Raw genomic sequence first — 26,324 nt, 5'->3', positions numbered from 1 at the left:
TGTGTGGGAGGCCTTTTTCATTCAATCTCATCCATCATCATTACGATGAAAATAAAAAAGATTGTAGAAAAACATGAGTTTCTCTACAATCTGAGGCTGTAAACCAATGTTTACAGCCTTTTGTGATGACATTTATTTCACGATCAGTACAGGTATATCTGATTTGGACGATAACTTTTCACTCACACTGCCAAAGAGCATTTTTTTCAATCTGCTTTGGTCACGTGCTCCCATGACGATGAGGTCTGCTGAAATCTTTTCAGCGTATTCGATAATCGCTTCTGCAGGCTCCCCTTCAACAATTTCAATCGCAGCTTCAAACTGCTCTTCATTTAACAGCATTCTTGCTTCTGCAACGACCTCTTCTGTATGATCTTCAAAAATCAAGGGACTTTGCTGTTCATCATGAGGTACGTACACAGGGGGTGTTTGAAGGTCTGCCATGCCGCCTCCGATATAAGCGCCGCCAGTCATTGGGCGAGGTGCATCAAACACCTGTCTGCTGGATTTCCCATCATGAGCGTAGGCAACGGTCAGCTTGGCATTCAACGTTTTGGCTAAAGCGATTGCCTTCTTTAATGCTTTCTTACTGTCTTCATGTCCATCAAACGCAACGACCATCCGATCAGCTTGAAACAATGTCCTCATTCCTTTCAAAAGGAGTCTATACGTTCATGGTATACCCGTTATGAGAAAAAGATACACATGAAAACGATTGTGTTTTTGTTAGAAAATTTCATTTATTGAAAAAAATTTATTGACAAAATGGTGACAGCCACTATAAGATAAAAAAAGATTCAAGAGCCAAAAGGAGGAAATGTCATGTGCAACATCATTGGAAGAATGAAATCAAACTGCATGAATGGGTTGATTCACGTGACAATTACACCTTCATTGGTCATTGAAAAGGGACTCGTATGTTCCAATTGATCGGATGAATCAAGGCGTATGTTGCGTATTTGTCAACATGCGCCTTTTTATCATGTATAAAAGAGGCGTACCAGTTAGCTGGTTGCCTCTTTTTTTGTTGTATACATTTCGTATCTCGAAATAATGGAATGCATCAACAACTAAATGAAGAGGAGTGAAAGCATGTGAACATGCCAAAGGCAAGACAAATGACAAAAGTTCAAAAAACGAAACAAGGTGACAATCAGGAAAATATAGAAAGCGGCTAGCTTTAAAAGGAGAGACAAACATGTTTTCAGTATTTGTGAAATTAGGCTGGTTCTTTAAACAAGAGTGGAGGCGCTATACAATCGCCATTACGCTGCTGCTCATTGTGAATGTGCTTGAAATGCTGCCACCGAGGTATCTAGGTCAAGCAGTTGATGACATTCGGTCTGGTCAATTTACAACATCCAGTATCTTATTTTACGTAACCATTTTTTGCTTACTTGGTGTCAGTGTCTATGCGCTCACCTACTTTTGGATGTATCAGTTATTTGGCGGCGCGAATGTCATGGAGCGTGTGATGCGCGGAAAATTAATGCGCCACTTACTGAAGATGACACCCACCTTTTATGAAAAGAAAAAAACCGGAAATCTAATGGCGCTAGGTACAAATGATTTGAATGCTGTGGCTTTAACAACAGGCTTTGGCGTTTTAACATTAGTCGATTCCACTGCTTACATGCTGATGATCTTTTTTACGATGGGGCTGACGATCAGCTGGAAATTAACTTTAATGGCCATTATTCCGATGCCGCTGATGGCGATTTTGATAGCGTTTTATGGCAGTAAAATTCATGAACGCTTTACAGTCGCTCAAGATGCATTTGGTGATATGAATGATCGTGTATTAGAATCAGTTGCCGGCGTTCGGGTGATTCGGTCTTTTGTACAGGAAAAACAAGATGTGAATCGCTTTCGAGAAATGACAGATGATGTTTTTCAAAAAAATATGAGAGTAGCGATCATTGATTCATTGTTTGAGCCGACGGTGAAATTGCTTGTGGGGATCAGTTATTTAATCGGTATCGGTTACGGCGCATATCTTGTGTTCCAAAGTGATTTAACCATTGGTGAGCTTGTCGCATTTAACGTCTATCTGGGGATGATGATCTGGCCAATGTTTGCCATTGGTGAATTGATTAATATCATGCAAAGAGGAAATGCCTCATTAGACCGGTTGAATCATACACTCAGTTATCAACCGGATGTAACTGACGCAGCCAAGCCAAAAAGATTACAAGAGCCTGGCGATATTCAATTTGAACATGTGACATTTAGGTATCCAACTTCCTCTAAAGATAATCTAACGGATGTCTCCTTTACTGTACGAAAAGGGCAAACGATTGGTATTACAGGAAAAACGGGAAGCGGAAAAACAACGATTGTCAAACAGCTTCTTCGTCAGTATCCGACAGGTGATGGGAAGATCTTGCTTTCAGGTGTTCCAATTGAGGACATTGAATTGGATCAACTGTTCCAATGGATTGGCTATGTTCCGCAAGATCATGTCCTTTTCTCAAAAAGTGTAGAAGAGAATATGCGTTTCGGTCATAGAGACGCGAGAGAAGCTGAATTAGCACAAGCGATTAAAGATGCTTACTTTGAAAAGGATTTACGCCTTTTACCAGAAGGCTTGGAAACCATGGTTGGAGAAAAGGGAGTGGCGCTGTCAGGAGGACAGAAGCAGCGGATTTCCATTGCACGTGCTTTATTAATTGATCCAGACATTTTGATTTTGGATGACTCGTTATCTGCAGTTGATGCAAAAACAGAAACGGCTATTTTAGAGAATTTAAGACAAAATCGTCATGGGAAAACGACATTTATTACAACCCACCGTCTATCAGCTGTAGAGCATGCGGATCTCATTCTTGTCATGGAAGAAGGACGTATTGTTCAAAAGGGAACCCATCAAGCGCTTATTCAGCAAGATGGATGGTATAAAGAGCAATTTCTGCGTCAGCAGCTGACAAATCAGCTGGAAGGAGGGGATGAGGCATGACAACAGGGAGAAGACTTCTTGCCTATGCACTCCTGTATAAAAAAGTATTGTCTGTTGCTTTGATCTTTCTCATCATTGCAGTTGGTGCTGAGTTGACAGGACCTTTCATTGGGAAAAAAATGATTGATGATCATATTTTAGGTGTAGAAAAACCGTATGTTGAGGTAAATGAAAAAACAGATAAAACGGTTTATTACCAGGGAAATAACTATATAAGAAGTGACCGGCTACAGAATCAAAATAAAGCTGGAAAGCAAATCAATGTCGTGCAAGTCGGATTTGGGTACTATTTTGTGAATGAACCGATTCGATTTGACGGGAGCCGGACAATAAAAGGGGATCAGCTCACCATTGAAAATGGGAGCGAGCATGAGACGTATCAGGTACAGCGTTTATCCAAAGAGGAAATCTTTGCTTTTTATCAGCCGGAAATCAGTGGTTTGGTACAGCTTGTTCTATTTTATTTTGGGATGCTCGTCATTGCGATTTTCTTTCAATATGGGCAGCACTATTTACTCCAGCGTATTGCAAATCGCATTATTCAAAAAATGCGAGTGGACGTATTTGAACATATTCAAACGCTTCCGATTCGGTATTTTGATAATTTACCGGCTGGAAAGGTTGTCGCCCGGATTACGAATGACACAGAAACCATTCGTGATTTATATGTCACAGTACTCGCTAATTTCGTCACAAGTGCCATTTACATGGTTGGAATTTATATCGCCATGTTCTTATTAAATGTGAAGCTGGCGCTTATTTGTTTAGTGGCTGTTCCGATTATTTTCCTATGGTCGATGACTTATCGAAAGTTTGCGTCGGTTTACAATCACCGCATTCGATCCATCATCAGTGAAATTAATGCCAAGCTAAATGAAGCCATTCAAGGAATGACGATTATTCAAGCATTTCGACATGAACAAGCAACGAAAGAAGAATTTGATGAGCTGAATAACAATCACTTTCGATATCAGCGAAAGATGCTTCATTTAAATTCACTGCTTTCACATAACTTGGTGAATCTACTTCGGAACTTAGCATATGTCGCACTCATTTGGTATTTTGGCGGTGCGTCCTTAAGTGCGACGGGCATTGTATCGATTGGTGTGCTCTATGCATTTGTCGATTATTTAAATCGTTTGTTCCAGCCGATTACAGGCATTGTGAATCAATTCTCTAGATTAGAATTAGCAAGGGTTTCATCTGAACGGGTCTTTCGATTATTAGATGAGCCAGGTACTGAAGTAGAAGAACCAATTCAGAAGAAACTAGAGGGACACGTCCAATTTCAGGATGTTACCTTTGCGTATAATGAAGGGAAAAATGTATTAAAGAACATCACCTTTGAGGCGAAAAAAGGTCAGACGGTGGCACTCGTTGGACATACCGGTTCTGGGAAAAGTTCGATCATGAATTTGCTGCTACGTTTTTATGATATTCAGCATGGGGACATCCTCATTGATGGAGAAAGCATCTATGATCAGTCGCGCCAAACGCTGCGTAAGCAAATGGGCATTGTACTACAAGATCCTTATTTGTTCTCTGGAACGATTGCGTCCAATGTCAGTTTAGGAAATGAAGACATTAAAAGAGAAACGATTGAAACATCGTTAAAGCAAGTGGGCGCAGCAGAACTATTAAAGCATTTGCCTGAAGGTTTTGATGAACCAGTTGTTGAAAAGGGGAGTACTCTTTCCTCTGGGGAGCGTCAATTGATTTCATTTGCCCGTGCACTGGCATATGATCCAGCGATCTTAATTCTAGATGAAGCGACGGCTAACATTGATACAGAAACAGAAGCCATCATTCAACGGGCACTAGATGTCGTCAAAGAAGGACGAACCACTTTTGTCATTGCACATCGATTATCTACTATTAAGAAAGCTGACATGATTTTGGTGTTAGAAAAGGGTGAGATTGTCGAGCGCGGCAACCACGAAGAGCTCATGGAGCAAGGCGGACTGTATGCGCAAATGTACGAATTACAAAAGGGAGCTGTGACGAGCAGCTGATAGGATAAGCAGCAAAAGCCTCTTTCAATTTGAAAGAGGCTTTTTCATGGCAATGAAAAAAGTCGAGGCTTCATGATATGATCTCGACTTTTACTGGTTGTATATCATTTACACGAACTAAATGGTCAATAAGCGATACCGACACGTTGATGCACAAATTCTTTTGAGTTTAACTGCTGATACAAAAAGTGTGCGGTATCTTCAACTGAGATTTTCTGTCCATCTATAGGGAGAAAATTCTTTTCATAGCGATATGACCGTGTCACTTCTCCATCTGGTAAATAGGTTGGGCAAATGATTGTCCAATCTAGTTCAGTGGATTGAAGAATTTCAAATGCTTTGGCATGTTCTTTAGCAGCTCGGGAAGTGGTTCGCCTTGATTCATTTGTTTCAAAGCGGTAAAGCTCAGGCTGCTGCCTTGCTTTCAAAATCCCCGCAGTGCCAATCGTAATAATTCTTGATGTTCCTGTTTGCTTCATGGCTTGTACGATATGCTCCATTGAAACAGATAAAGTATCATCACCATCTGTTGATAGACAGCTCACGACAATATCTGATCCTTTAATTGTTTCAAGCACATCCTCTTGATTTCTTGAATTGCCGGTGACTTGAAACATACCCGCAAGCATTTCTTCCCGGTTTGTCCGAATTAACGAGCGAACCATGTAACGATCATCTTCTTTTACGAAACGAAGAAATGCTTGTCCTACACGTCCATGAGCACCGAAAAGAGCTATTTTCATCTGATCGATCCCTCCACTACATACTATAAGTGAAAAGAACTTAAAATGGTACAGTTTTATGTCATGCTTTTTTTATAAAGATGAAAGGACCGAATACTATGAGCATATTCACATATTAGAGAGAGACCGACAAATTGTAGAAGTTCAAAATTCACACCTGAAATAATGTCCATGAAGATCCGCTCCTTTCTAATACATCATATGAATTCAAAAGGAATCGGTGAGGGATAAAACCAAAAAAAGAAGACACCATAAGAGGTGCCTTCTATGATCCAGATATGAAATTAAGCTTTTGTTCCGCCAAGGTTTTGCTGAGCGTAAGATACAAGACGTTTCGTGATTTCTCCACCAACTGAACCGTTAGCACGAGCTGTTGTTTCTGCTCCAAGGTTTACACCAAACTCAGAAGCGATTTCGTATTTCATTTGATCGATTGCTTGCGCTGCTCCAGGAACTAGTAATTGATTTGAACTATTAGAATTTGCCATGATGTGAATCTCCTTTTTATATATGATTTTTTTGGTTGGGTTTGCTGGAGTCGCACCAGCGAAATGACCAAGTCATTTGCCACTTGGCGAAACCCAATGCGGTAACTGCTTTGTACTAAATATTATGGTTCGCTACGAAAAAAACATACGGAAAAAGAACATGGTAAATGTTGTTTTCATATACAAAAAACCACCACCCAATGGTGATGGTTTGTGAAACGTCTTCTTATTCAGCTGAGCGGATGCGCAGCTCAGTCTCTGTATCAAAGAAGTGCGCTTTATTCATATCAATGGCAAGAGGGATCGTCTGACCTGCCTGAATATCTGTGCGAGAATCAACACGTGCAATAAACGTTTGACCAGCGAGAGAAGAATAAAGCATCGTTTCCGCTCCCATTAATTCAGCCACTTCTACGTTTGCTTCAATTTTTGTTCCTTCAGAAGCCTCTATAAACACAGGCTCATCATGGAAATCTTCTGGTCTGATGCCTAGAATCACATCTTTTCCGATATAGCCCTGACTGCGTAATACTTTCATTTTTCCTTCTGGTACACGAATGTGCGTATTCCCAATGGCAATGGCTCCGTCAGACAGTTTTCCTGTAAAAAAGTTCATCGCTGGAGAGCCAATAAATCCTCCTACAAAGACATTCTCTGGGTTTTCATACACATCCTTTGGTGCGCCAACCTGCTGAATAAAGCCATCTTTCATGACAACAAGCCGAGTAGCCATTGTCATGGCTTCTGTTTGATCGTGTGTGACATAGATGAATGTTGTCTGCAGCCGCTGATGAAGTTTAGAAATTTCGGCACGCATCTGAACACGAAGTTTAGCATCTAAATTAGAGAGAGGTTCATCCAAAAGAAAGACTTTTGCATCGCGCACAATGGCCCTTCCAAGTGCAACACGCTGTCTTTGACCTCCAGACAATGCCTTAGGTTTTCGATCTAAGTATTGTTCAAGCCCTAATATTTTCGCAGCGTTTCGTACCCGCTCATCAATTTCTGTTTTAGGAAATTTTCGAAGCTTTAATCCAAAAGCCATATTATCGTACACATTCATATGAGGATATAAGGCATAGTTTTGGAAAACCATCGCAATATCCCGATCTTTTGGTGCCACATCATTCATTCGCTTGCCGTCTAATAGAAAATCTCCTTGTGAAATTTCTTCAAGGCCTGCAATCATGCGGAGGGTTGTTGATTTTCCGCACCCAGATGGACCAACAAACACAATAAATTCTTTATCCTCAATATGTAGATTAAAGTTATCTACTGCTGTTACTTTGTTATCGTACACTTTATAAATTTGATTCAGCATCATTTCAGCCATAGGTGGTAGCCTCCCAGTCCTTTTTTGAAAGCGCTTTACTTATAAATGAAGTGTATAAAAAGGAAGGGTGTCTGTAAATGGACAACGTGCACAACATCTTATTTTCATTTTTAGGCAAGGTGCTCATGATAGGATCATTTAAGAAAGATCGAGAAGGTTCATCATGAAGTAAGCAGCTGACGCTTCTTGAAAATGACGTATATCTAGTCCTGTCCGTTCAATAAATTTATCAATCCGATACTGAAGGCTGTTTCGATGAACATATAACGCTTTTGCTGCCTGCGATGCATTTAAATTACACTGCATATAGGTCGTGAGAGTCCGGTAAACGTCCCGATCAAAGATTGTTTCTATAAATGCATCTGAAATAGCAGCAGAAACTATGTCTGTATCATGGCGAATGAAAGCAGGTAGACATTGATAAAATGTTGCAACCCCTGACCTAAGTTTTCCTTGCTTAAGATGCCATAAAAAGAGCTGATGTTCATTTAATAATCTCATTTTTAAATTTCCATTCGGCAAATGCAGCTGTCCTTGCATGAAGACAACGTCTGTTAAAAAATCACTTGTGATGGCTTGAGACAAATCATGTAGCTGTTCAAGTTGACCATTTTCTGATGTAGCGTTTGTTTGAATGAGCATAGCTGTTTCAGTGCCTGTCCATATGAAATGAATATGTTCGAGGCTGCTGTTCACAGCCTCTTTTATTTGCTGCCTTTGTTCTGCTTGGTGATCCATTTTGAAAAAATGAACACGGACGGATTGATCGATGGTGATTGATTTGTTTTCAAAGAGATAGCTGTACCATTTCTGTTCTTCTTCCGTTTCCTGCGTATGAGGTACATCAATTGGTGTGAGGAATGAATTGAGAAGAAGCGTTTCCCTTTCTGTTAGCTCCGTTTTGTTTACTCCGAAAATTTCGCCTTCGTCTGTTTGATACCAGAGAATTTGTTTATCATTTGTTGGTGAACTGATGATATGGTGTCCGTAAACAAGTTTTAGTTTTTCTAACATGGCGAGGCTCCTTAAACAGTTTAATCATACACATGGAATAGCATTAATTCGTGGATTTCTTCTTTTAAGGTTGGTTCAACTTCATGAGGCGGAAGCTGAGAGCCCCATTCAATATCACCCGTTTTGTGATAAATGCCTTCATAGTGTGAACCATTATGAAAAAAGGATATTTTCCAGCCAGGTAATTGCGCTTTTTTAAAGAGTGGTTTCCATTGAAAATGAGAAATCATATCATCATTGCCTCCTTGCTTTTATTGATGAAACAATAAATACACACGACAATACGGAAACAACCTTGAACTTGGTTTTATTGTATCTCATCTGATGAAAAGAGCATAGGGAAAGCACAGATTTCAGAGACATGAAAAGAAAACATCAGTAGGCGTTTGCATGGTCTATAGGAGTAAGAGCCATTTGTGTTAGGTAAGATGCGTATTCAACGATTCTTTTCCCAATCAGCCATTCTGAGTGTTTCAATGGTGCATGCAGAAAAATCTCGCGGCCTGGACGAGAATTGGCTTCAAACATCCAGATAGCACCTAAGTGATCAATACCTAAGTCAAAACCAATTTCGCCAATCAGACCGGGCATTTTTTCATCTATCACACGACTAAGTGCGAGGGCAGTATCAGAGAGCTCTTGCAAAACCTTCAAACGTTTCTCTGCATCAGGAAAGATATCATATAGTGTTTTTACTGAACCACCATGCAGTTGATGGGTTGTGACAGTGTGATCTCCTGAAACTTTTCCAGCAGCGGCTGTAACAGTCCAATGACCATACTTATTTTTATTCGTATGAATTCTAAAATCCATTGGTTGATTGTCTATTTGAAGAAGCTCAATGCCTTGTTGTGCAATCAAGTCGTGAATTGCACAATCTTTTCGCAGTTTTTTCACGAAATGGTCTACGGAATGATATGAAGTGGATTTCCCTTTATTTGAGCAGACAGTGATCCCGTTTTCCGCCTTCTTTAACTGATAAATACCGTCTCCGTGACTGCCGTTTGTTGGTTTTAAATAAATGACATGATGCAGATGAAGGAGTGTTTCTATTTTAATTAAAGCATCAAAAGGATCTAATCGTATGGAATGTGGTAAGAAAGAGCTTGTGTTTTCATCTGTTAATAGCTGCTCATGAATGTCCCATTTATTAAAAAAATAAGGATTGAACCAAGGGATATCGTAGTCTTGAGTGAGTTTTCGTTTTGTTTCTTGAATGAATGCCGACTGAGCAGCCTTTCTATTAGGCAGTCGGTCATAAACAACGGATGGGAGGGGCATCTGCTTTTTTACCCAGCGCTCCTCTTGGTAAAGCAAACCTTCCACTATTCCTTTATCCCAATCGATAGAATGAGTACCAAAAAGATATGCAAAACCAGCATGCTGCCTGCAAGATTGCAGCAATTTCATAAAATAGGAAGATCTTGCGCCTAAAGGTGCTGTATTTTGTTCGAATCCTGCAGTGAAAATGCCGATGAGAGGTCCTATATAGAGTGTATGTTGAACTAATATGACATCAGCTTTCGTTTTGTATGGAATGAGTAAAGCGCGATAAAGGTCTTCTGATAATAAAATCATTTGAGATTGATGATGATAGGAAATGGTGAAATCATCTACTAAACAAGAACCTAAAGCAATAGATAAAATTGCCTCCTGCTCTTTAAACTGAGCAGGGAGATGTACTGTTTTTTCACTTGCTGAATGAGGAGCGATGATGTAGCGTTTTCTCTTCATAAGGAACCTCCTTTTCTTCAGCCATCATCGATTTGGCATGTTCAAGTATGGTCTGAATCAATTGATTCTCCTTCTCAGGATAAGCTTTTAAAAAAGAGGATCGTCCTGGCTTTGATCTTACATTTGAGATAAAAAGTCTGCCTTCATTTGTATGAAGCAAGTCTACAGCGAATTCAATACACGGTGAGAAAGTTTTGTCTATAAACGCTGGAAGAGATGACTGAATGGAGGCAATATCATCTAACAACAGCTCCTTGATGTGTGGCTTTAATGAGTTTAAATAGTGATCAAAGGCTACCACATGAATGGAATTTTGTGTATTGCTTAAAAGGCTGTTTTCTACTGATGGTTTTGTATGAATCCCCATGCTATTCCATTGATTTTGTGAATTTTTTATAAGAAAAATCCTAATTTCATTGAATATAACGTCTTTTTGATCATTCGTGTTAAAAAATTGAAGGAAAGATCGGCCGATATACTTTTTGCACCAGCGTTCAACCTCTGCTGAATGTGAAAAGGTGATGATTTGCTTAGCGTTTAGCTGCACAGTAATGAGTGATTTGTCTCTTAAAGAAATGAAGCAAGAGGGTGCTGCGTGCTGTTGAGAAAGCGGCTGTATTTTACAATATCCGCCCTTTCTGACCAAGTTGAGAAGGTCTGAAGGCTCTGTCAATAGAGAGCAGACAGGTAAGTATGGTTGTAAAGAAGGGAGGAGACGGAGCTGCTCGAATAGCCGCATTTTATTTGAAATTCCAGTATTCAAAAAAAACGGTTTTTGGATACTTTTTTAACCAATTCATGATAGGTTTTGCTTTTTTAGATTGTGCGTCATGCTGATAAAGACAACGATCATAAATCAAGTCAGGAATCTGAAATTCTGACGCTTCAAATCCTTTGCCAGTCTTAAATTTTTGACCGTGAATGACATTTGAAGCAGGCTTTAAATCTAGAGGTGAAAAACGAACAACTTCTAAATCAAAAGAAGAGGCTGCTTTGGCAAGCTGATGTGTGAATGCTTCTTCATGCTTCGGAGAAAGAGTGACAATGCCGAGCGTTGACGTCATGAAACAACACCTACTTTTCAAATTCTTTTTTTAACATCTGAAAAACACTTTTTGTTGATTTTACATAAACTTGGCGTTCCTATATCATTACGACAGATCGTTGTCTCATATGTCACATTGAATGCTTCATTTGCTTGGACTCTTGACAACAACTATAATACGTATAGATAAAAACAATAAACTTCAGGTGTTGTTTGAAAGGTAGATGACGACTTTGGATATATTCACAACGTTTATCTTTATGATTGTGATAGGTGCAGTGATAGGGGCAGCAACAAACCATCTCGCGATTAAAATGCTTTTTCGTCCGTATAAGCCATATTATTTATTTGGGAAGCAGCTCCCATTTACACCGGGTCTCATTCCTAAAAGAAGAGATGAAGTAGCCAAGCAGGTTGGCGTCATGGTGATGGAGCATTTACTAACGCCAGAGGGCATTAAAAAACGATTTGAATCATCAGAGGCAAAGCAAGAGATATTGCGGACAGTGCACCGATATATTGATAAAGGTGCTGATATGGAAATGACGGTTTTCTCCATGTTAGAAAAATACGGTTTTTCACAGGCTGACGTTAAAGCTGACGCATGGCTTCATCAGTGGACTGATCATAAGCTCCACTCACTGCTTGAAAAGTATGATCAGCAAACATTGTCTGAGCTGTTGCCACAGGATGTAGAAAATAAGCTTGCATCAAAAATTCCAGATGCCGCAGATTATATTTTAAAGAGAGGCATTCATTATTTTGAAAGTGATGAGGGAAAAGCAAGACTCGGTCATATGATAGACGATTTCTTAAAAGAACGAGGAATGCTTGGCAGTATGGTCCAAATGTTTTTAGGGAATTCAAGCTTAATTGATCGCGTGCATCCTGAAATGATGAAGTTCTTAAAGAATGCAGAGACAAAAAGGTTTTTATCAGATTTACTTGTTCAAGAATGGGACAAGGTAAAGCAATTTTCTTTACATGAGCTTGATAAAAAATGGAATGTGAAGGAGCTTCTATTTAGTTTGAAAAAGCAATTGCTTTCACATTTTTCTACAAAGGTGCTGTTAGATAGACCAGTAGGAGTTTACATCAGTGCAGTAGCGGATGATCTTAAGACCAAGTTTGCTCCATCTCTCATTGATAAAGGGATTGAAGCCGCATCTAATGCGCTTGAGGGACTGCTCGCAAAGCTCCAATTTGAAGAAATTATTCGTGAACAAATTGAACTTTTCCCGCTTGAAAAAATGGAAGAGCTTGTGATCAGCATATCTAATAAGGAGCTGAAGATGATCACATTTTTAGGCGGTCTTTTAGGTGGATTGATCGGTGCTGTCCAAGCGATTTTTGTCACCTTATTCTAAGGCGAGATCAAGAAATTTCGATGAATTTATTGTATATATGTGAAACGAAAGCCATAGTTTGTTATAGTGGAGTGGTGTCCGCCGATCCATATCGGTGATAACGGATAGAAAGGAGACATAACATGTCTGTAAATCTTTATGATGTTGCATATGACCTTGAAAAAGCACTGCGTCATAGCGAAGAATATTCAGCGTTAAGAAATCTTTATGATGAGGTAAACGGGGATGAATCCTCTAAAAGAATGTTTGAGAACTTCCGTGACATTCAAGTAAACCTTCAACAAAAACAAATGACTGGTCAAGAGATTACACAAGAAGAAGTAGAGCAAGCGCAAAAAACGGTTGCACTTGTGCAGCAGCACGATAAAATCTCTCAGTTGATGGAAGCAGAACAACGCGTAAGTGTTCTCATCGGTGAATTAAATAAAATTATCATGAAGCCTCTTGAAGAGCTTTATGGAAATACTGAAGAAAATTAATTGAAAGGGCGATCATATTCGCCCTTTTTTTCATTCATATCGCCGCTTGTATATCTTTAAAAAAAGGGTTGTCGAAGCTCGTAAATTCTGCGATAATACTTATTGAAAGTGCTTTCAAAAAGCGCTATCGTGATGAATTGGGTGCGTTCCACTTTGGATTTACGGCGATGAGCCAAATGAGAGAGAAGCGCTTCTGGGAGAAAAGCAAAGCATAAGGGGATATGATATAAGCAATGCTTTGGTGTGTGAAAGATGAGGGGATCATGGGGAGCTTCATCACGCCATTGTTACGCATCCAAACCATACATAAAAAAAAGCCTAGGGGTAGGCTTTTTTTATTTGCGATTGTGGCATAAAACAAGGGCTGCTTCAACTGCATGTTCTAAAGCGCTAAGCTAGGGCATATCCTCATCGTAAGTACAGTCATCAAGAAGGGGGATGCCTCAGTGTCAAAAAAGCTACTTGCACTCAATATAGATGGAACGTTGCTTCGTTCCAATGGGAAAATCCATTCCGCTACAAAAGAAGCTGTGGAATATGTTAAGAAAAAAGGGGTTTACGTGACGATTGTCACCAACCGTCATTTTCGATCTGCACAAAAAATTGCCAAGGCGTTGAAAATACCAACTTCAACTCTTGTGACGCATAGTGGTGCATTTATCGCTGATAAGCTTGATGAGCCGCTCCATGTGAAGAAATTAACGGAAGAGAAAACATTTAATCTTGTGCAGATCCTTGAAAGCTTTGATTGTAATGTTCGCTTGTTACATGAAAAATTCTCAATCGGCAATCGGAAAAAAACACAGTCTCAACTGATGGGAAAAACGTTGATTCATCCATCTGATCCCATTTTCTATCCCGTTCAATTTGTTGAATCATTAAGTGATATGCTCATGGATGAACCGGTTAGCACACCTGTCATTGAAGTGTATTCGACGGCAGCACTTCAGCCTGAAATCCACACAACCATTCAACAAGCATTCCCATCTGTTGATCTGATTAAGATCAGTGATGAGAAAATGAATATTGTATGCAAAGGGGTATCGAAAGAAGCAGGACTTTCTCTTTTAACCTCAGCACTAGGTTTTACATTAGAAGATACGGTCGTGATCGGTCACGGGACAGACGACATCCCGATGCTTGAGTTAGCTGGCTTAGGCGTTGCGATGGGGAATGCACCTCATTCGGTCAAACGTAAAGCCGATTGGGTGACACGTTCTCATGATGAACAGGGTGTTGCTTATATGATCAAAGAATACTTTAGAATGCAGCAAAGGGAAGGTTTTTTACATCAATTTGATATTAAACGATAATATAGTGAAGGCCCTGTCTATTAAGAAATGGCAGGGCCTTCGTCTGTTCTCTTCATTGCTTTTCCTAGATGAATTTTGTAAAATGAAACAAGTTTGAAGATAAAGGTGATATGATGCGAATTTTAGTTAAAGGGCTGTCTAATGAACGATTTCATCGACCGCTTGTCAATATAGCCAATTTATTCGAGGAAGATAGTGAAGTGCTGTTTGATTCAGGTGAAGCAAACGATGGCCTGGTCATGGTGTTTGATTGGAAAGAAACTGGCGGTATGGTGGAGGCTTCTGGCCATATTGCTGGATCAGATATGACGAGTTGTTTTACAAGAGAGATGCCGGAGGGCTTGAACGATAAAGAGCGCTGGAAGCAAATCAAAAACACTGTGCTGTCTGTTTATTTACATCTGCTTCAGGAATATACAGGAATGACGCAAAAATGGGGGATTCTTACGGGGATACGCCCTACGAAATTACTTCATAAGATGCTAAGAGAAGGCATGACAAAGGAAGAAGCACATGCAGCGTTAAAGCGCGATTACTTGATTCATGATGAAAAGATCAATTTGATGCAGGAAATTGTTGATCGTCAAATCAAAGCCATTCCAGATCTGTACGATCTGCAGGAGGAAGTGAGTATTTATATCGGTATTCCTTTCTGTCCAACAAAATGTGCTTATTGCACGTTCCCTGCTTATGCCATTCAAGGACAAGCTGGAAGAGTAGGAACGTTTCTTTTTGGGCTGCATTATGAGATGCAAAAAATGGGCGAATGGTTAAAGGAACATGGGGTTAAAGTGACGACTGTTTATTTTGGCGGAGGTACTCCAACGAGTATTACAGCAGAAGAAATGGATTTGCTGTATGAGGAGATGTATCGCTCTTTTCCAGATGTGAAACATATTCGGGAAGTCACTGTAGAAGCGGGACGACCTGATACGATTTCACCTGATAAGCTGGAGGTGCTCAACCGTTATCATATTGACCGGATTAGTATCAATCCGCAATCATATGAGAATGAAACATTGAAAGCGATTGGCCGGCACCATAGTGTGGAAGAAACGATTGAAAAGTATCATTTATCAAGGCAGTATGGCATGAATAATATTAACATGGACTTAATCATTGGGCTGCCAGGAGAAGGGCTAAAGGAATTCCAACATTCCTTGCAGCAAACAGAAGAACTGAAGCCTGAATCTTTAACGGTGCATACCCTTTCCTTTAAGAGAGCGTCTGAAATGACCCGCAATAAGGAAAAGTATCAAGTGGCAGATCGAGAAGAGATCACACGTATGATGGATGAAGCGGTTGCTTGGACAAAGGCTCATGACTATCATCCGTACTATTTATACAGACAAAAAAACATTTTGGGGAATCTCGAAAATGTCGGGTATTCGTTAGATGGACAGGAAAGTTTGTATAATATTATCATTATGGAAGAGGTGCAGACGATCATTGGCATTGGATGCGGCGCTGCGAGTAAATTCATTGATCCGCGAACCGGAAAAATTACGCAGTATGCCAATCCAAAAGATCCAAAGTCTTATAATGATCGTTATGAGCACTATACGGAAGAGAAGATTCAGTTTCTTGAGTCATTATTTGTTTCTCACATGTAAACACTGCGGTGACGCAGTGTTTTTTTCATTTGTAAAAGGGTATATAGGGGGTAAAAAGGTAAAGCAGGTGTACATATGATGGATGTGATCGGAATTGGGATTGGGCCAGCAAATTTAGGATTGGCCGCTTTATTAGAGGAGTATGAAGATGTGACATGCTGTTTTTTTGAACAGGAAACCGAATTTGCTTGGCATCCTGGTATGCTCATCAAAGGAACGGACTTACAAGTTTCCTTTCTAGCGGACCTTGTGACAATGGCTAATCCAAGGAGCAAGTATACATTTTTAAATTATTTACATGAATCAAACAGGCTGCACCGATTTTATACATTTGAACAATTTGATATCCCCCGGAGAGAATTCAATGAGTATTTATCATGGGTTGCAGGTGAATTAGATAGCTGTCAGTTCGGGATGAAGGTGGAAGAAGTGACCGACTGTGAAGACGGGTATCTTGTAAAAGTTCGGCGGTTGAAAGATGGATCGCTTTCTGAATATCGTGCAAAGCATGTCGTCCTTGGAACGGGAAGCAAGCCGATGGTCCCTGTCGATGTGCCAGAAGCTGCGTTGCCGCATGTGACCCATAGCAGCCGTTATGTGGATCAACAAAAAGAACTTCATGAAGCTGAAACGGTGGCGGTGATTGGTTCAGGTCAGAGTGCAGCTGAAATTTTCTTAGACCTGCTTCAGCATCAGAAGAAAGGACAGCAGCTTTCGTGGTTTACACGTTCAAGTGAATTTAGAGAACTAGAGACAGCGGAGCTTGGTCAGGAGCTATTTACACCTAAGTATGTTGAATATTTTCATTCCCTTCCTTATGAAGAACGGATGAACACATTGCCTAGACTGGCAGGATTAAGGAATGGCATAGATGCATCGACGCTTTCTCGTATTTATCAGGAATTGTACCATCGCTCCGTTTCAGGAGAAGAGCCTTCTGTACTCATTCAGCCAATGACTGAGCTTGAAGCGATACATATGGAGGATGAGCAGCAGTTAGAGCTGCATTTGAAACAATGGCAGCTCAAGAAAGAAAAGAAAATCACAGCCAATCATGTGGTATTGGCTACAGGATATACGCCTAATATTCCGGAATGGTTTAGCGTATATGAACCATTGATTGAATGGGAAAGCGATGAGCATTTTAAAGTGACAGACGACTTCAGGCTTGTGTTTAAAGACAAACGGTCTCATCATTTCTTTACATTCACGAACCTCGATCACTCTCATGGAACAGCGGCGACCAATTTAAAACTATCGATCTACCGCAATCAGAAAGTCATCCGAACCATTCGCGGGGATACGAAAGAACAAGTGAAGCAAGAAACAGCATTTCAGCAATTTGAATAGATATAAAAAAAGGGCCCCAGCACAGGGCCCTTTTCAATTAAATGGTTGTTTCTCTTTTTACTTTCGGTTTTTCAGTTTTCCATTTGAAGATTTTGTTTAGGATTTGATAGATACGCTTTGATTCTTTCGTCACTAGCGGTCCTAAAATCGCAAGGATTAATACATATAATGCAGCAAATGGCTTCAATGTAGCGGCAAGCCCGCCTGCAATCCCAAGTTCGGCTACAATGATGGAAAACTCTCCTCTTGATACGATGGTTAATCCAATATTAGAAGAAGCTTTATGAGAGAAACCGGCTCTTCTTCCAGCAAACATCCCGGCGGTGAAGTTCCCAATTAAGGTGAGAATGACAGCGCCGATCGCAAGCCAGAAGGCATCTCCTAATGTAAATGGATCAATACTCAATCCGAAGCTGAAGAAGAACATGGCGCCAAAGAAATCTCTAAAAGGAACAACGAGATGTTCAATGCGATCTGAGTGCTCTGTTTCTGAAAACATAAGACCGAGTAAGAGAGCGCCAATGGCCTCTGCGACATGAATCGTCTCTGAAAAACCAGCCACGAAGAACAAAGCGGCAAAAATGACAATGATAAATACTTCATTTGAACGGATATCGAATAGTTTGTTTAATAGTTTTGGCAGCTTACGTGCGATGATAAAGAAAATCATCATGTAACCAAAAGCGATTAAAATAGATAATAAGGCACCGCCAACGGACGTGGCATCTCCAAGGACAAGACCGGATACGACAGATAAATAGACGGCGAGAAAAATATCCTCAAACATAATAATCCCAAGAATTAACTCTGTTTCAGGGTTCGCTGTCCGTTTTAAATCGACAAGGACTTTGGCGACAATGGCGCTGGATGAAATGGTGATAACGCCTGCCATAATGAGGACTTCAAGGAATCCAAAGCCTGTGATAAACCCATAAAGCAATCCTAAGCTAAAGTTGATCAAAATATAAATAGATCCGCCGACTGCAATGGATTTACCTGATTTTATGAGTTTGCCGACAGAGAACTCAAGCCCGAGGTAGAATAGAAGGAACAGGACACCCATTCTACCAAAAAACGAAATAATCTCGGTGCTCTCGATAAACTTCAAATCAATGATCCCGATGGTTGGTGCATGCGGACCAACAATCATCCCGAGGACAATGAGAAAAGGAATGATAGAAAATTTAATTTTATTGGCGATTAAGCTGGCAATGGCGATGAGAATAAGCGCCGTTCCAACTTCAAAGACTAAATGATCCATTCATCACTCTCCCCCTCTAGAAAGAAAATCACGTATCAATCGCTTCAAGTGTTTTCTTTCGCCTGAAATGACCATCGTATCATTTGCTTGAATTATCGAATCGGCACCGGGGTTGAGTAATTTTTCATTTGTATGTTTAATGATCGCAATGACGGTGACTTCATAATTTTGTCTCACATCTAAATCGCCGAGTGTATGTCCAACCGCTTTTGCGTCTTTTTCTACCTTAAACCATTCAATGATCAAATCATTGAACGCCATTTCAATCGTTTCAAGTGCTTGCGGCTTATACACCATACCGCCAATAATGGCAGCAATTTGCCGGGCTTCAGCATCATCGAGAGAAATGGTGGACAGTACTTCATCTGGATCTTCATCGTCGAAACGATAAATCTCCCGTCTGCCATCATCATGAATCACAATCGTCATCTTTTCTCTATTTCTCGTTTCAATTTCAAATTTCTTTCCAATCCCAGGAAGATCATTTTCTTTAATGTTCATTTTATCCCTCCGAATATGATAGGTTTTGTTTTTCATATAGTGAGTACGGATGAAATAAAATGAATCAGTCGAGGTAATTTGATTGGTACATAATGGGGATTGCACACTTCATTTCTAAAAAACATAAATCAATAGATAACGCTGTGGCTAGTGCAAGCTTTACAAGAAAAGCTTTTGAAGCGCCTATTGATAACCTCTGTTTTAACAGAAGAGATGCGGCATGTTTTTTTGAGAATGGAGGTGTCTTCACAGCGTTGATTTCTTCATCATAAATCGATGGAGAAATCAGGCTTGGTGTGCTCGCTTCTGCTTGTGAAGCAAAAACGACATTTGAAAAGGGAGAAAACATGACGATGCAACTAATCAATATACATATGGAACTTCTTATCAATCATTCTCCCCCTTTCATATGATGTTTTATTTCTTATTTTACTATATAAAAATATATTTCTCGTTTCAATAATTATGCTTATTTTAGTATCAGTTGATCTTGAAATTTTTTATGTAGAGGAAAAGGAATTGCTTGATGGAAATTGAAGTAAGTCATGAGCTTGAAAAGAAAGAGGGGGAATGGATGATGACATATATTAATTGTCAGGTAGACGGGGATATTTTTGAAATCGTTTTCAATAGGCCTGAAGCGTATAATTCGTTTCATGTTGACATGTTTGCTGAATTGAAGGAAGCGTGTGATACAGCGAGTGAGAGCAGTGCGAAAATTGTTGTTCTTAAGGGGATGGGCAAAGGGTTTTCAGCAGGCGGAGATATTGGCATGATGCTAAAGCAAGATCGTGAAGAAGATTTTCATCGCGTGATGGATTTGATCGAGGGAATTACACTTTCTTTAGCCAGTATGAAAAAAGTGACGATTGCACTTGTTCACGGGGCAGCGGCTGGTCTTGCTTTTAGCTTTGCCCTTAGCTGTGACTATTTGTTTATGCATCAAGATGCTAAACTTGCCATGAACTTTAATGGAATCGGGTTAATTCCAGATGGCGGAGGGCATTTTTTCCTCACCAAAAGAGTTAGTGAACAAACCGCTAAACAATTGATTTGGAGCGGACAAAAGCTGCCGGCTGAAGAAGCGCTCAAGCTTCGCCTTGCAGACGGCGTGTTTCAAGATGAGGTGGATACGTATCAAAAAGCGTGCGTCAAGCCATTTTTAAATATGCCGCTTCAAGCCTTTGTTGAAACAAAGATGATTTATTTTCAGCAGTCAGAATCAAAGCTGTTAGCCGTTCTTCAAAAAGAGCGTGCTGCACAAGCTAGACTGAGACAAAGCCGTGATCATCAGGAGGGTGTTCAAGCGTTTTTGGAAAAAAGACGTCCTGTGTTTCATTAAATAGAAGAATGAATGGCCGGCGGATGCCGGCTTTTTTAACGTTCAAATAAAAGAAGTTTACCTGCATCATTTACGAGCCGGTGAGAATGCTTTGTGTATTGTTGTTCGATTAAACGATGACGTCCTAATTCTTTTGCTTTTTCATCACTATCTGTGGTGATTTTTTCATTTAATAAGGTTTTACCTGACGAATCAAATACAGTCAAAAAGTAGGTTTTCTCCATCTCTGATCTTCCCTTTCTTTTTGTTTTTTAATGAATTATACAAGGAGGAAGTTAAAACCTCTTTTTTCACCCCTAAAAATGTGTTTTTTAGAATGAGAGCGATAGAACGTGCATTCGTAAAAACGGCGTGATAAAATATGGACAACTACAGTAACGTACAAGGAGATAGACGTTTGACGAAGCTCACTTTTATTCATGCCGCAGATCTTCATTTAGATAGTCCGTTTGCGGGAATGTCCAATATACCGAACCGAATTTTTAAGAGGTTGAAAGAAAGTACATTTCAAAGTGCCAAGAACATGTTTGAACTTGCAATTGATCGAGAAGTAGACTTTATGCTGCTGAGCGGAGATATATTTGACGAATCGAATCGCAGCCTAAAAGCACAGCTTTTTTTAAGAAATCAGTTTCTTCAGCTACAATCACACGGGATTGAAGTGTTTATTATCTATGGTAATCATGATCATTTAGGTGGTGAATGGACACCAATTGAGTGGCCAGAGAATGTTCACGTTTTTTTGAGCAGTACGCCAAGTGAGCAAGCCTTTTATAGAGAAGGTCAGCTTGTGGCAAGTATTTACGGGTTCAGCTACAAAGATCGAGCTGTCCATGAAAATATGACACCTTATTATGAAAAAACAACAGATGCCCCCTATCATATTGCAATGCTTCACGGCACATTAGCAGGTCAAGAAGGGCATGATGCGTATGCACCATTTCAGCTTCAGCAGCTTCTAGCGCGGGATTTTGATTATTGGGCGCTTGGACATATTCATAAGCGGGCTCTTCTGCATGAAGACCCAATGGTGATCTATCCTGGAAACGTGCAAGGAAGACATATAAAAGAAACAGGAGAGAAAGGCTGTTATGTCGTTTACCTATCTGAAGATGCTCAAAGAGCGGAGTTTATGAGCTGTTCAGATGTCACCTTTGAGACATTGACAATAGATATCACACATACCGCTCATATGACCGATCTTGTGATACTTGTGGACAAAAAGATGAGTGGACTGAAAGAGAGAGGTGTTCCTCATTTTGTGAAAATCGAACTAACTGGCGATGCTCCTGCTTATATGGAGCTCACGCAGCTTGAAGTGCTTGAGGAGCTGATGGCTGTTCTTCATGAACAGGAGGAAGATGAAGACTTGTTCGTTTGGGTGATGTCGATTGACTGCCGGACACATGAAGATGCCGTCTATCTAGAAGATTCTTTTTTGACAGAACTAACAGCAGAAATTGCCGAGTTTGATGCGTATGATGAGCTGCTTTCACCGATCAAGCGTCATCCAACCTATAGAAAGGCAGGAAGAGCTTTTACAAAAGAGGACGAGATCGATATTAAAGAAGAGGCACAAAGGCTGCTGGCAGAACAGCTGAAGCATTTATGAGAAAAGGAGAGGCATGATGAAAATACGTTCACTCCATATTGCGAATTTCGGGAAATTTTCCAATCAAACCTTCCACTTTTCTGATGACGGTTTTCAGTTAGTTTATGGCCTGAATGAATCGGGGAAAACGACATTGAAGGCGTTTATTGAATCGATGTTATTTGGTTTTTCCAAAAGCCATATGTATAAGCCAAAGCATGGCTCATTTTATGGCGGGTCTCTTACATGTTTAGATGAGGAATTAGGTGTGATTCATATTGAAAGAACATCTGATCATGGCGGCCAAGCTCAGGTGTTGCTGCCAAATGGTGAAGTGAAAGGTGAAGCGTTTCTACACGCGATGTTAAAGGGAACAGATCGCAGATTATACCAATCAATCTATTCTTTTGACGTGTTTGGTCTGCAAAATGTACAAGCATTAAATCAAGATCAAATAGGGGAATTTCTACTCTTTTCAAGTTTGTTTGGCTCAGATGCGGCATCCAAAATGGACAGCAGGCTGCTAAAACAGCAGGAGCAGCTTTTTAAACCCAATGGACGTAAGCCTGAATTAAATCAGCAGCTTGATCATGTAAAAGAGCTGTCAGGTAAGTTGAAACAGGCCAAATTGGTAGAAAGTCGTTATACCGAAAAGAAAAAAGAACAAGCTGAATTAACTGAGAAGGTAGAAATGCTTCAGCATGAAATGAGACAGACTGAAGAAGAGATTCAGCTTTTGACTGAACATATTCGACTTTATCCTATGATAGAAAACAAGATAGAGTTAAAAAAAGATTTGGCTAGTTATCCAGAACGAGTCAAACGGTTTAGACCGGAAACCGCGCATGAACTTGATAAATTAGAATCACACCTTCACCCAAAAAAGGCGCAAGTGACGGCACTGAAACAAAAATTAGATCATTTGCAAACGTCGCTCACGCAAGTTCAGCCACTCTATGACAAGGATACGGTATTGGAGATGAAGCGAGTCATAGCTGAATCATCGGATGCTGAACTTGTGAAGAAACGCTTAGCAGAAGGGAAAACAGAGCAGAATTCTTTGAAACAAAAAATAGAAGAAGCATCAGCGAAGCTGAAGAGGCAGCGTCCCATCAAGCTTGACCAGCTGGATGATTCACTTGACTTTGAGTGGGAATTAAAAGAGGCTGTGAGCCAATACGTTCGTTTAATGGATAGGAAAACGCAGCTCGATGACCGGTTTGATCATGCAAGACATGAGCTGGAAGAAGCGGAAGCCGCTCTAAAAGGATTAAAGGAACAGCCCGTTAAACAGCAAGATGCAGAAGATGTCAGGGGCACAAGGGCTACAGTGAAACAGAATCATTCCAGAGTGTGGTTATTTCCGCTGATGTTCGTGCTATGTGCTGTCATTCTCACGGTCTTATTCGTTTTAGCAGAGAGCTGGGTGACGTTACTGTTTGCAGGATTTTCTGTATTTATCTTGATCGCAATTTATCCAGTGCTTAAACAGACTCAGATGAAGGAAGCAAACGACAGTAACGCCTATCATTCCTTTCAAGTTCAAACAGCTTCAGCTGAAACGCTAGTGAAGCAAAAGGAGCTTTTATACGAAAGAATGATACAGCAATATGAAGACTGGGAGCGGGAACTGGAACCTGTACAGCAGCAAGTAGAAGATATGAGAAGGCAGCTGGGTTTGTCCTCAGAGCTCTCATTCCTTGTGGAAGCTTTCCATATCTTGAAACAATTAAAAGCGAATACAGCGGCATATGAGGCGCTTAACAAGGAAATAGAGATGCTCACACAGCAGCAATCGACCTACGAGCAAAGAGTTTCAGCGCTCATGAGTCTCCTTCAAAGAAAAGAAGGGACCATTCAAGAGAATATCTCAGCCTTTCAAGAGATATTGAAAGATGAGGAAAAAAGAGAAAAAGAACGTCAGACATTGCACGTATCCATTCAACATGTAGAGCAGCAGCTGACAACATTAGAAGGAGAAGTTCAATATTATGAAAAACAAACGGACGAGCTTTTTCGAAAAGTAGAAGCAGCGTCAAAAGAAGATTATCATGTCCTATCTCATCTATCAAAAGAATACCGGGAGCGGCTGTACAATTTGCAGCAGCTGAACCAAGAGCTGCACAAAAGCGGTTATATAGATGAGGAAGAGGTCATTGTCCGTAAAGGTTTACGCACCCTTGAGGAGCAGTGTGCACAAGCAAAAAGACGTCTGAATGACATGCAAGAGAATGTGACGAATATGAAAAAACGCTTGGCAGAATTAGCAGTAGAAATACGCCAAATAGAAGCATCAGGTACAGTGTCTGATTTGACTCATCAGCTTGCTGTTGAGCAGGATCAGGCAAAGCATCTAGCGAAAAAATGGGCGGCTATTCAGCTCGTTCGTTCCGTCATTCGAGAGAAACTCAATGAACATAAAGAAACGAGGCTACCAGCACTCCTCCAAACAGCTTCCCGATTTATTCAGCCGTTAACGAATGATCGATATGAAGTGATTTTATTTTCTGCCGAAGATGACCGGCTGATTGTGAAACGGAGGGATGGACGCCTATTCCGCCCGGAGGAGCTTTCACAAGCAACATGTGAGCAAATTTATCTCTCGATTCGTTTTGCACTTGCTTTGTCCCACCAGCAAGATTGTCAGCTCCCATTTATGATGGATGACAGTTTCGTTCACTTTGATCATGTCCGTCTAGACAGGGTGCTGGAGCTGATGAGTGAACTCACTCGTTTTGAAACACAGCTGTTTTATTTCACTTGTCATCATTATATGAAACAAGCAGCGGAAGACGGGCAGATTACGAGCTTAGTAGTGGAATGATTGACAAATTATGACTTATGTTATACTTATATGAGCAGAAACATGGAAGGAGCATTTATTGAATGGCTAAAGGGATCATGACCTATGACGTCGGCGAACAAGTTGACCTGCATTTATTAATTAAATCATCTACTAAAGGGATTGCGAGTAATGGCAAACCATTTTTAACGTTAATTCTTCAAGATCAAAGTGGAGATATTGAGGCGAAGCTATGGGATGCAAAGCAGAATGATGAACTCACATATGCTGCGCAAACCATTGTGAAGGTAGTAGGTGATATTCATCATTATCGCGGAAGGAATCAGCTGAAGCTTAGGAATATACGTCCTGTTGCTGAAAACGAGCAAATCCGCATTGATGATTTTCTAGAAACAGCTCCTATTCCAAAGCACGATATGATGGATACCATCATGCAATATATTTTTGATATGAAAAACCCTAATATTCAGCGTGTCACAAGACATTTGCTGAAGAAATATGGACAGGAATTCGCTGATTACCCAGCAGCTACGAAAAACCATCACGAGTTTGTTTCGGGTCTTGCCTATCATGTGGTATCGATGCTTCATTTAGCGAAAGCCATTGTTGATCTATACCCATCACTAGATCGAGATCTTTTATATTCAGGGATCATTCTACATGATTTAGGGAAAGTCAAAGAGCTTTCGGGTCCTGTCTCCACCACATATACAGTAGAAGGGAACTTAATTGGCCACATTTCTATTATGGTGACAGAAATTGCGAAAGCCGCAGAGGAGCTTGGCATTGATTCTGAGGAAATTCTGATTCTGCAGCATTTAGTGCTGAGTCATCATGGAAAAGGGGAGTGGGGCAGTCCTAAACCACCAATGGTGAAGGAAGCCGAAATTCTCCACTATATAGATAATTTAGATGCAAAAATGAACATGATGGATCGTGCGCTTGAGCATGTGAAGCCAGGAGAATATACAGAGCGTATTTTTGCACTAGAGAATCGTTCGTTTTATAAACCAACCTTTCACAATGAATCATCATGATAAAACGCCCGTTTGATGCGGGCGTTTTTTTTCATAACTTGTCTTCTTTTCGCATAAGCATGTAACACAAAGGAAGAGAGAGTAGTCCTGAAAAAGGAGGCGAAGACAATGTTATTTTTTCCATGGTGGGTATATGCATGTATCATTGGTATTATCTTTTGTGCCTATAAATTAATGACGACAGCCAAAGAGGAGCAAGAGATTGATCAATCCTTTATTGAAAAAGAGGGAGAAATCTTTATCGAACGAATGGAGCAGGAGAGAGAGCGTAGACGTCAAGGACAGCAAATGAAACGATCCCAGGAAACGGCGAAGCATGAGGACCATTCGATTGCATAACCA

The 26,324-nt window shown here is 40.3% G+C and carries 25 protein-coding genes; 12 read left to right on the top strand and 13 right to left on the bottom strand.

The window, feature by feature from the left end:
• Window positions 1-132: 132 nt before the first annotated feature.
• A complete protein-coding gene (locus M2369_RS15435) occupies window positions 133-639 on the bottom strand; it encodes a universal stress protein (RefSeq protein WP_017360333.1) in 507 nt (168 codons plus the stop codon).
• Window positions 640-1,198: 559 nt separating this feature from the next.
• On the opposite strand from M2369_RS15435, the gene bmrC reads away from it, so the two are divergent.
• Window positions 1,199-2,956, top strand: a complete 1,758-nt coding sequence (gene bmrC / locus M2369_RS15430; protein ID WP_024719974.1) for a multidrug ABC transporter ATP-binding protein BmrC — start codon at window positions 1,199-1,201, stop codon at window positions 2,954-2,956.
• Entirely contained in the window at window positions 2,953-4,968 is a 2,016-nt protein-coding gene (locus M2369_RS15425) for an ABC transporter ATP-binding protein (protein ID WP_113767238.1), read from the top strand. Before bmrC ends, M2369_RS15425 begins: the two co-directional genes overlap by 4 nt.
• 125 nt (window positions 4,969-5,093) lie before the next feature.
• Here the strand turns inward: M2369_RS15425 and M2369_RS15420 are convergent, their stop codons facing one another.
• The 8 genes from M2369_RS15420 to M2369_RS15385 all read right to left on the bottom strand — a co-directional run bounded on the left by M2369_RS15420 (window position 5,094) and on the right by M2369_RS15385 (window position 11,344).
• Window positions 5,094-5,711 carry an NAD(P)-dependent oxidoreductase gene (locus M2369_RS15420; RefSeq protein WP_008348943.1) on the bottom strand — a complete coding sequence of 206 codons (618 nt, stop codon included), beginning with the start codon at window positions 5,709-5,711 and terminating at the stop codon, window positions 5,094-5,096.
• A 284-nt stretch (window positions 5,712-5,995) separates the two neighbouring features.
• Window positions 5,996-6,199, bottom strand: a complete 204-nt coding sequence (locus M2369_RS15415; RefSeq protein WP_008348940.1) for an alpha/beta-type small acid-soluble spore protein — start codon at window positions 6,197-6,199, stop codon at window positions 5,996-5,998.
• Between the two features lie 226 nt (window positions 6,200-6,425).
• Window positions 6,426-7,532: an ABC transporter ATP-binding protein gene (locus M2369_RS15410; RefSeq protein WP_008348937.1), complete on the bottom strand. Its 1,107-nt coding sequence runs from the start codon at window positions 7,530-7,532 to the stop codon at window positions 6,426-6,428.
• Window positions 7,533-7,670: 138 nt separating this feature from the next.
• Window positions 7,671-8,546, bottom strand: coding sequence for a helix-turn-helix domain-containing protein (locus M2369_RS15405; protein ID WP_045034848.1), 876 nt, complete (start codon window positions 8,544-8,546; stop codon window positions 7,671-7,673).
• 20 nt (window positions 8,547-8,566) lie between these two features.
• Entirely contained in the window at window positions 8,567-8,776 is a 210-nt protein-coding gene (locus M2369_RS15400) for a YheE family protein (RefSeq protein ID WP_008348933.1), read from the bottom strand.
• 145 nt (window positions 8,777-8,921) lie between these two features.
• Complete coding sequence (locus M2369_RS15395) at window positions 8,922-10,280, bottom strand: YheC/YheD family endospore coat-associated protein (protein ID WP_045034849.1); 1,359 nt, start codon at window positions 10,278-10,280, stop codon at window positions 8,922-8,924.
• On the bottom strand, window positions 10,237-11,019 hold the full coding sequence (locus tag M2369_RS19460) for a YheC/YheD family protein (RefSeq protein WP_327859580.1): 783 nt from the start codon (window positions 11,017-11,019) through the stop codon (window positions 10,237-10,239). The genes M2369_RS15395 and M2369_RS19460 overlap by 44 nt, the downstream gene beginning before the upstream one ends.
• 1 nt (window position 11,020) lies before the next feature.
• Window positions 11,021-11,344: a hypothetical protein gene (locus M2369_RS15385; RefSeq protein ID WP_228003919.1), complete on the bottom strand. Its 324-nt coding sequence runs from the start codon at window positions 11,342-11,344 to the stop codon at window positions 11,021-11,023.
• A gap of 214 nt (window positions 11,345-11,558) precedes the next feature.
• Between M2369_RS15385 and M2369_RS15380 the strand changes: the two genes are divergently transcribed.
• The 5 genes from M2369_RS15380 to M2369_RS15360 all read left to right on the top strand — a co-directional run bounded on the left by M2369_RS15380 (window position 11,559) and on the right by M2369_RS15360 (window position 17,447).
• Window positions 11,559-12,692, top strand: a complete 1,134-nt coding sequence (locus M2369_RS15380; RefSeq protein ID WP_216916248.1) for a DUF445 domain-containing protein — start codon at window positions 11,559-11,561, stop codon at window positions 12,690-12,692.
• Between the two features lie 122 nt (window positions 12,693-12,814).
• Entirely contained in the window at window positions 12,815-13,171 is a 357-nt protein-coding gene (locus tag M2369_RS15375) for a YlbF/YmcA family competence regulator (RefSeq protein WP_008348927.1), read from the top strand.
• 446 nt (window positions 13,172-13,617) lie between these two features.
• On the top strand, window positions 13,618-14,484 hold the full coding sequence (locus tag M2369_RS15370; protein ID WP_008348923.1) for a Cof-type HAD-IIB family hydrolase: 867 nt from the start codon (window positions 13,618-13,620) through the stop codon (window positions 14,482-14,484).
• Between the two features lie 113 nt (window positions 14,485-14,597).
• Window positions 14,598-16,097: a coproporphyrinogen III oxidase gene (locus M2369_RS15365; RefSeq protein ID WP_259254845.1), complete on the top strand. Its 1,500-nt coding sequence runs from the start codon at window positions 14,598-14,600 to the stop codon at window positions 16,095-16,097.
• 75 nt (window positions 16,098-16,172) lie between these two features.
• Entirely contained in the window at window positions 16,173-17,447 is a 1,275-nt protein-coding gene (locus M2369_RS15360; protein WP_216895868.1) for a lysine N(6)-hydroxylase/L-ornithine N(5)-oxygenase family protein, read from the top strand.
• A gap of 37 nt (window positions 17,448-17,484) precedes the next feature.
• On the opposite strand, the gene M2369_RS15355 is transcribed toward M2369_RS15360, so the two are convergent.
• The 3 genes from M2369_RS15355 to M2369_RS15345 all read right to left on the bottom strand — a co-directional run bounded on the left by M2369_RS15355 (window position 17,485) and on the right by M2369_RS15345 (window position 19,600).
• Window positions 17,485-18,708 (bottom strand): cation:proton antiporter, encoded by a 1,224-nt coding sequence (locus M2369_RS15355; protein WP_113767245.1) that lies wholly within the window; start codon window positions 18,706-18,708, stop codon window positions 17,485-17,487.
• 3 nt (window positions 18,709-18,711) lie between these two features.
• Complete coding sequence (locus M2369_RS15350) at window positions 18,712-19,209, bottom strand: cation:proton antiporter regulatory subunit (RefSeq protein WP_017366937.1); 498 nt, start codon at window positions 19,207-19,209, stop codon at window positions 18,712-18,714.
• Window positions 19,210-19,273: 64 nt separating this feature from the next.
• A complete protein-coding gene (locus tag M2369_RS15345) occupies window positions 19,274-19,600 on the bottom strand; it encodes a potassium:proton antiporter (RefSeq protein WP_231101368.1) in 327 nt (108 codons plus the stop codon).
• A gap of 135 nt (window positions 19,601-19,735) precedes the next feature.
• Here M2369_RS15345 and M2369_RS15340 point away from each other — a divergent pair, with 135 nt between their 5' ends.
• Window positions 19,736-20,551 (top strand): enoyl-CoA hydratase, encoded by an 816-nt coding sequence (locus M2369_RS15340; protein WP_216895866.1) that lies wholly within the window; start codon window positions 19,736-19,738, stop codon window positions 20,549-20,551.
• 35 nt (window positions 20,552-20,586) lie between these two features.
• On the opposite strand, the gene M2369_RS15335 is transcribed toward M2369_RS15340, so the two are convergent.
• On the bottom strand, window positions 20,587-20,775 hold the full coding sequence (locus M2369_RS15335) for a YhzD family protein (RefSeq protein ID WP_113767248.1): 189 nt from the start codon (window positions 20,773-20,775) through the stop codon (window positions 20,587-20,589).
• A 173-nt stretch (window positions 20,776-20,948) separates the two neighbouring features.
• On the opposite strand from M2369_RS15335, the gene M2369_RS15330 reads away from it, so the two are divergent.
• The 4 genes from M2369_RS15330 (at window position 20,949) to M2369_RS15315 (ending at window position 26,321) form a co-directional block, all read left to right on the top strand.
• Window positions 20,949-22,163, top strand: coding sequence for a metallophosphoesterase family protein (locus M2369_RS15330; protein WP_259254835.1), 1,215 nt, complete (start codon window positions 20,949-20,951; stop codon window positions 22,161-22,163).
• Between the two features lie 16 nt (window positions 22,164-22,179).
• Window positions 22,180-24,966, top strand: coding sequence for an ATP-binding protein (locus tag M2369_RS15325; protein ID WP_259254834.1), 2,787 nt, complete (start codon window positions 22,180-22,182; stop codon window positions 24,964-24,966).
• Window positions 24,967-25,028: 62 nt separating this feature from the next.
• Window positions 25,029-25,982: a 3'-5' exoribonuclease YhaM gene (yhaM, locus tag M2369_RS15320; protein WP_081114753.1), complete on the top strand. Its 954-nt coding sequence runs from the start codon at window positions 25,029-25,031 to the stop codon at window positions 25,980-25,982.
• 108 nt (window positions 25,983-26,090) lie between these two features.
• Window positions 26,091-26,321 (top strand): sporulation YhaL family protein, encoded by a 231-nt coding sequence (locus M2369_RS15315; protein WP_017360318.1) that lies wholly within the window; start codon window positions 26,091-26,093, stop codon window positions 26,319-26,321.
• Window positions 26,322-26,324: the final 3 nt, after the last annotated feature.

The sequence above is a fragment of the Bacillus sp. JUb11 genome (assembly GCF_024807925.1).
Classification (GTDB): domain Bacteria; phylum Bacillota; class Bacilli; order Bacillales; family Bacillaceae; genus Bacillus; species Bacillus altitudinis.
This window is presented reverse-complemented; position numbering and strand designations above follow the sequence as displayed.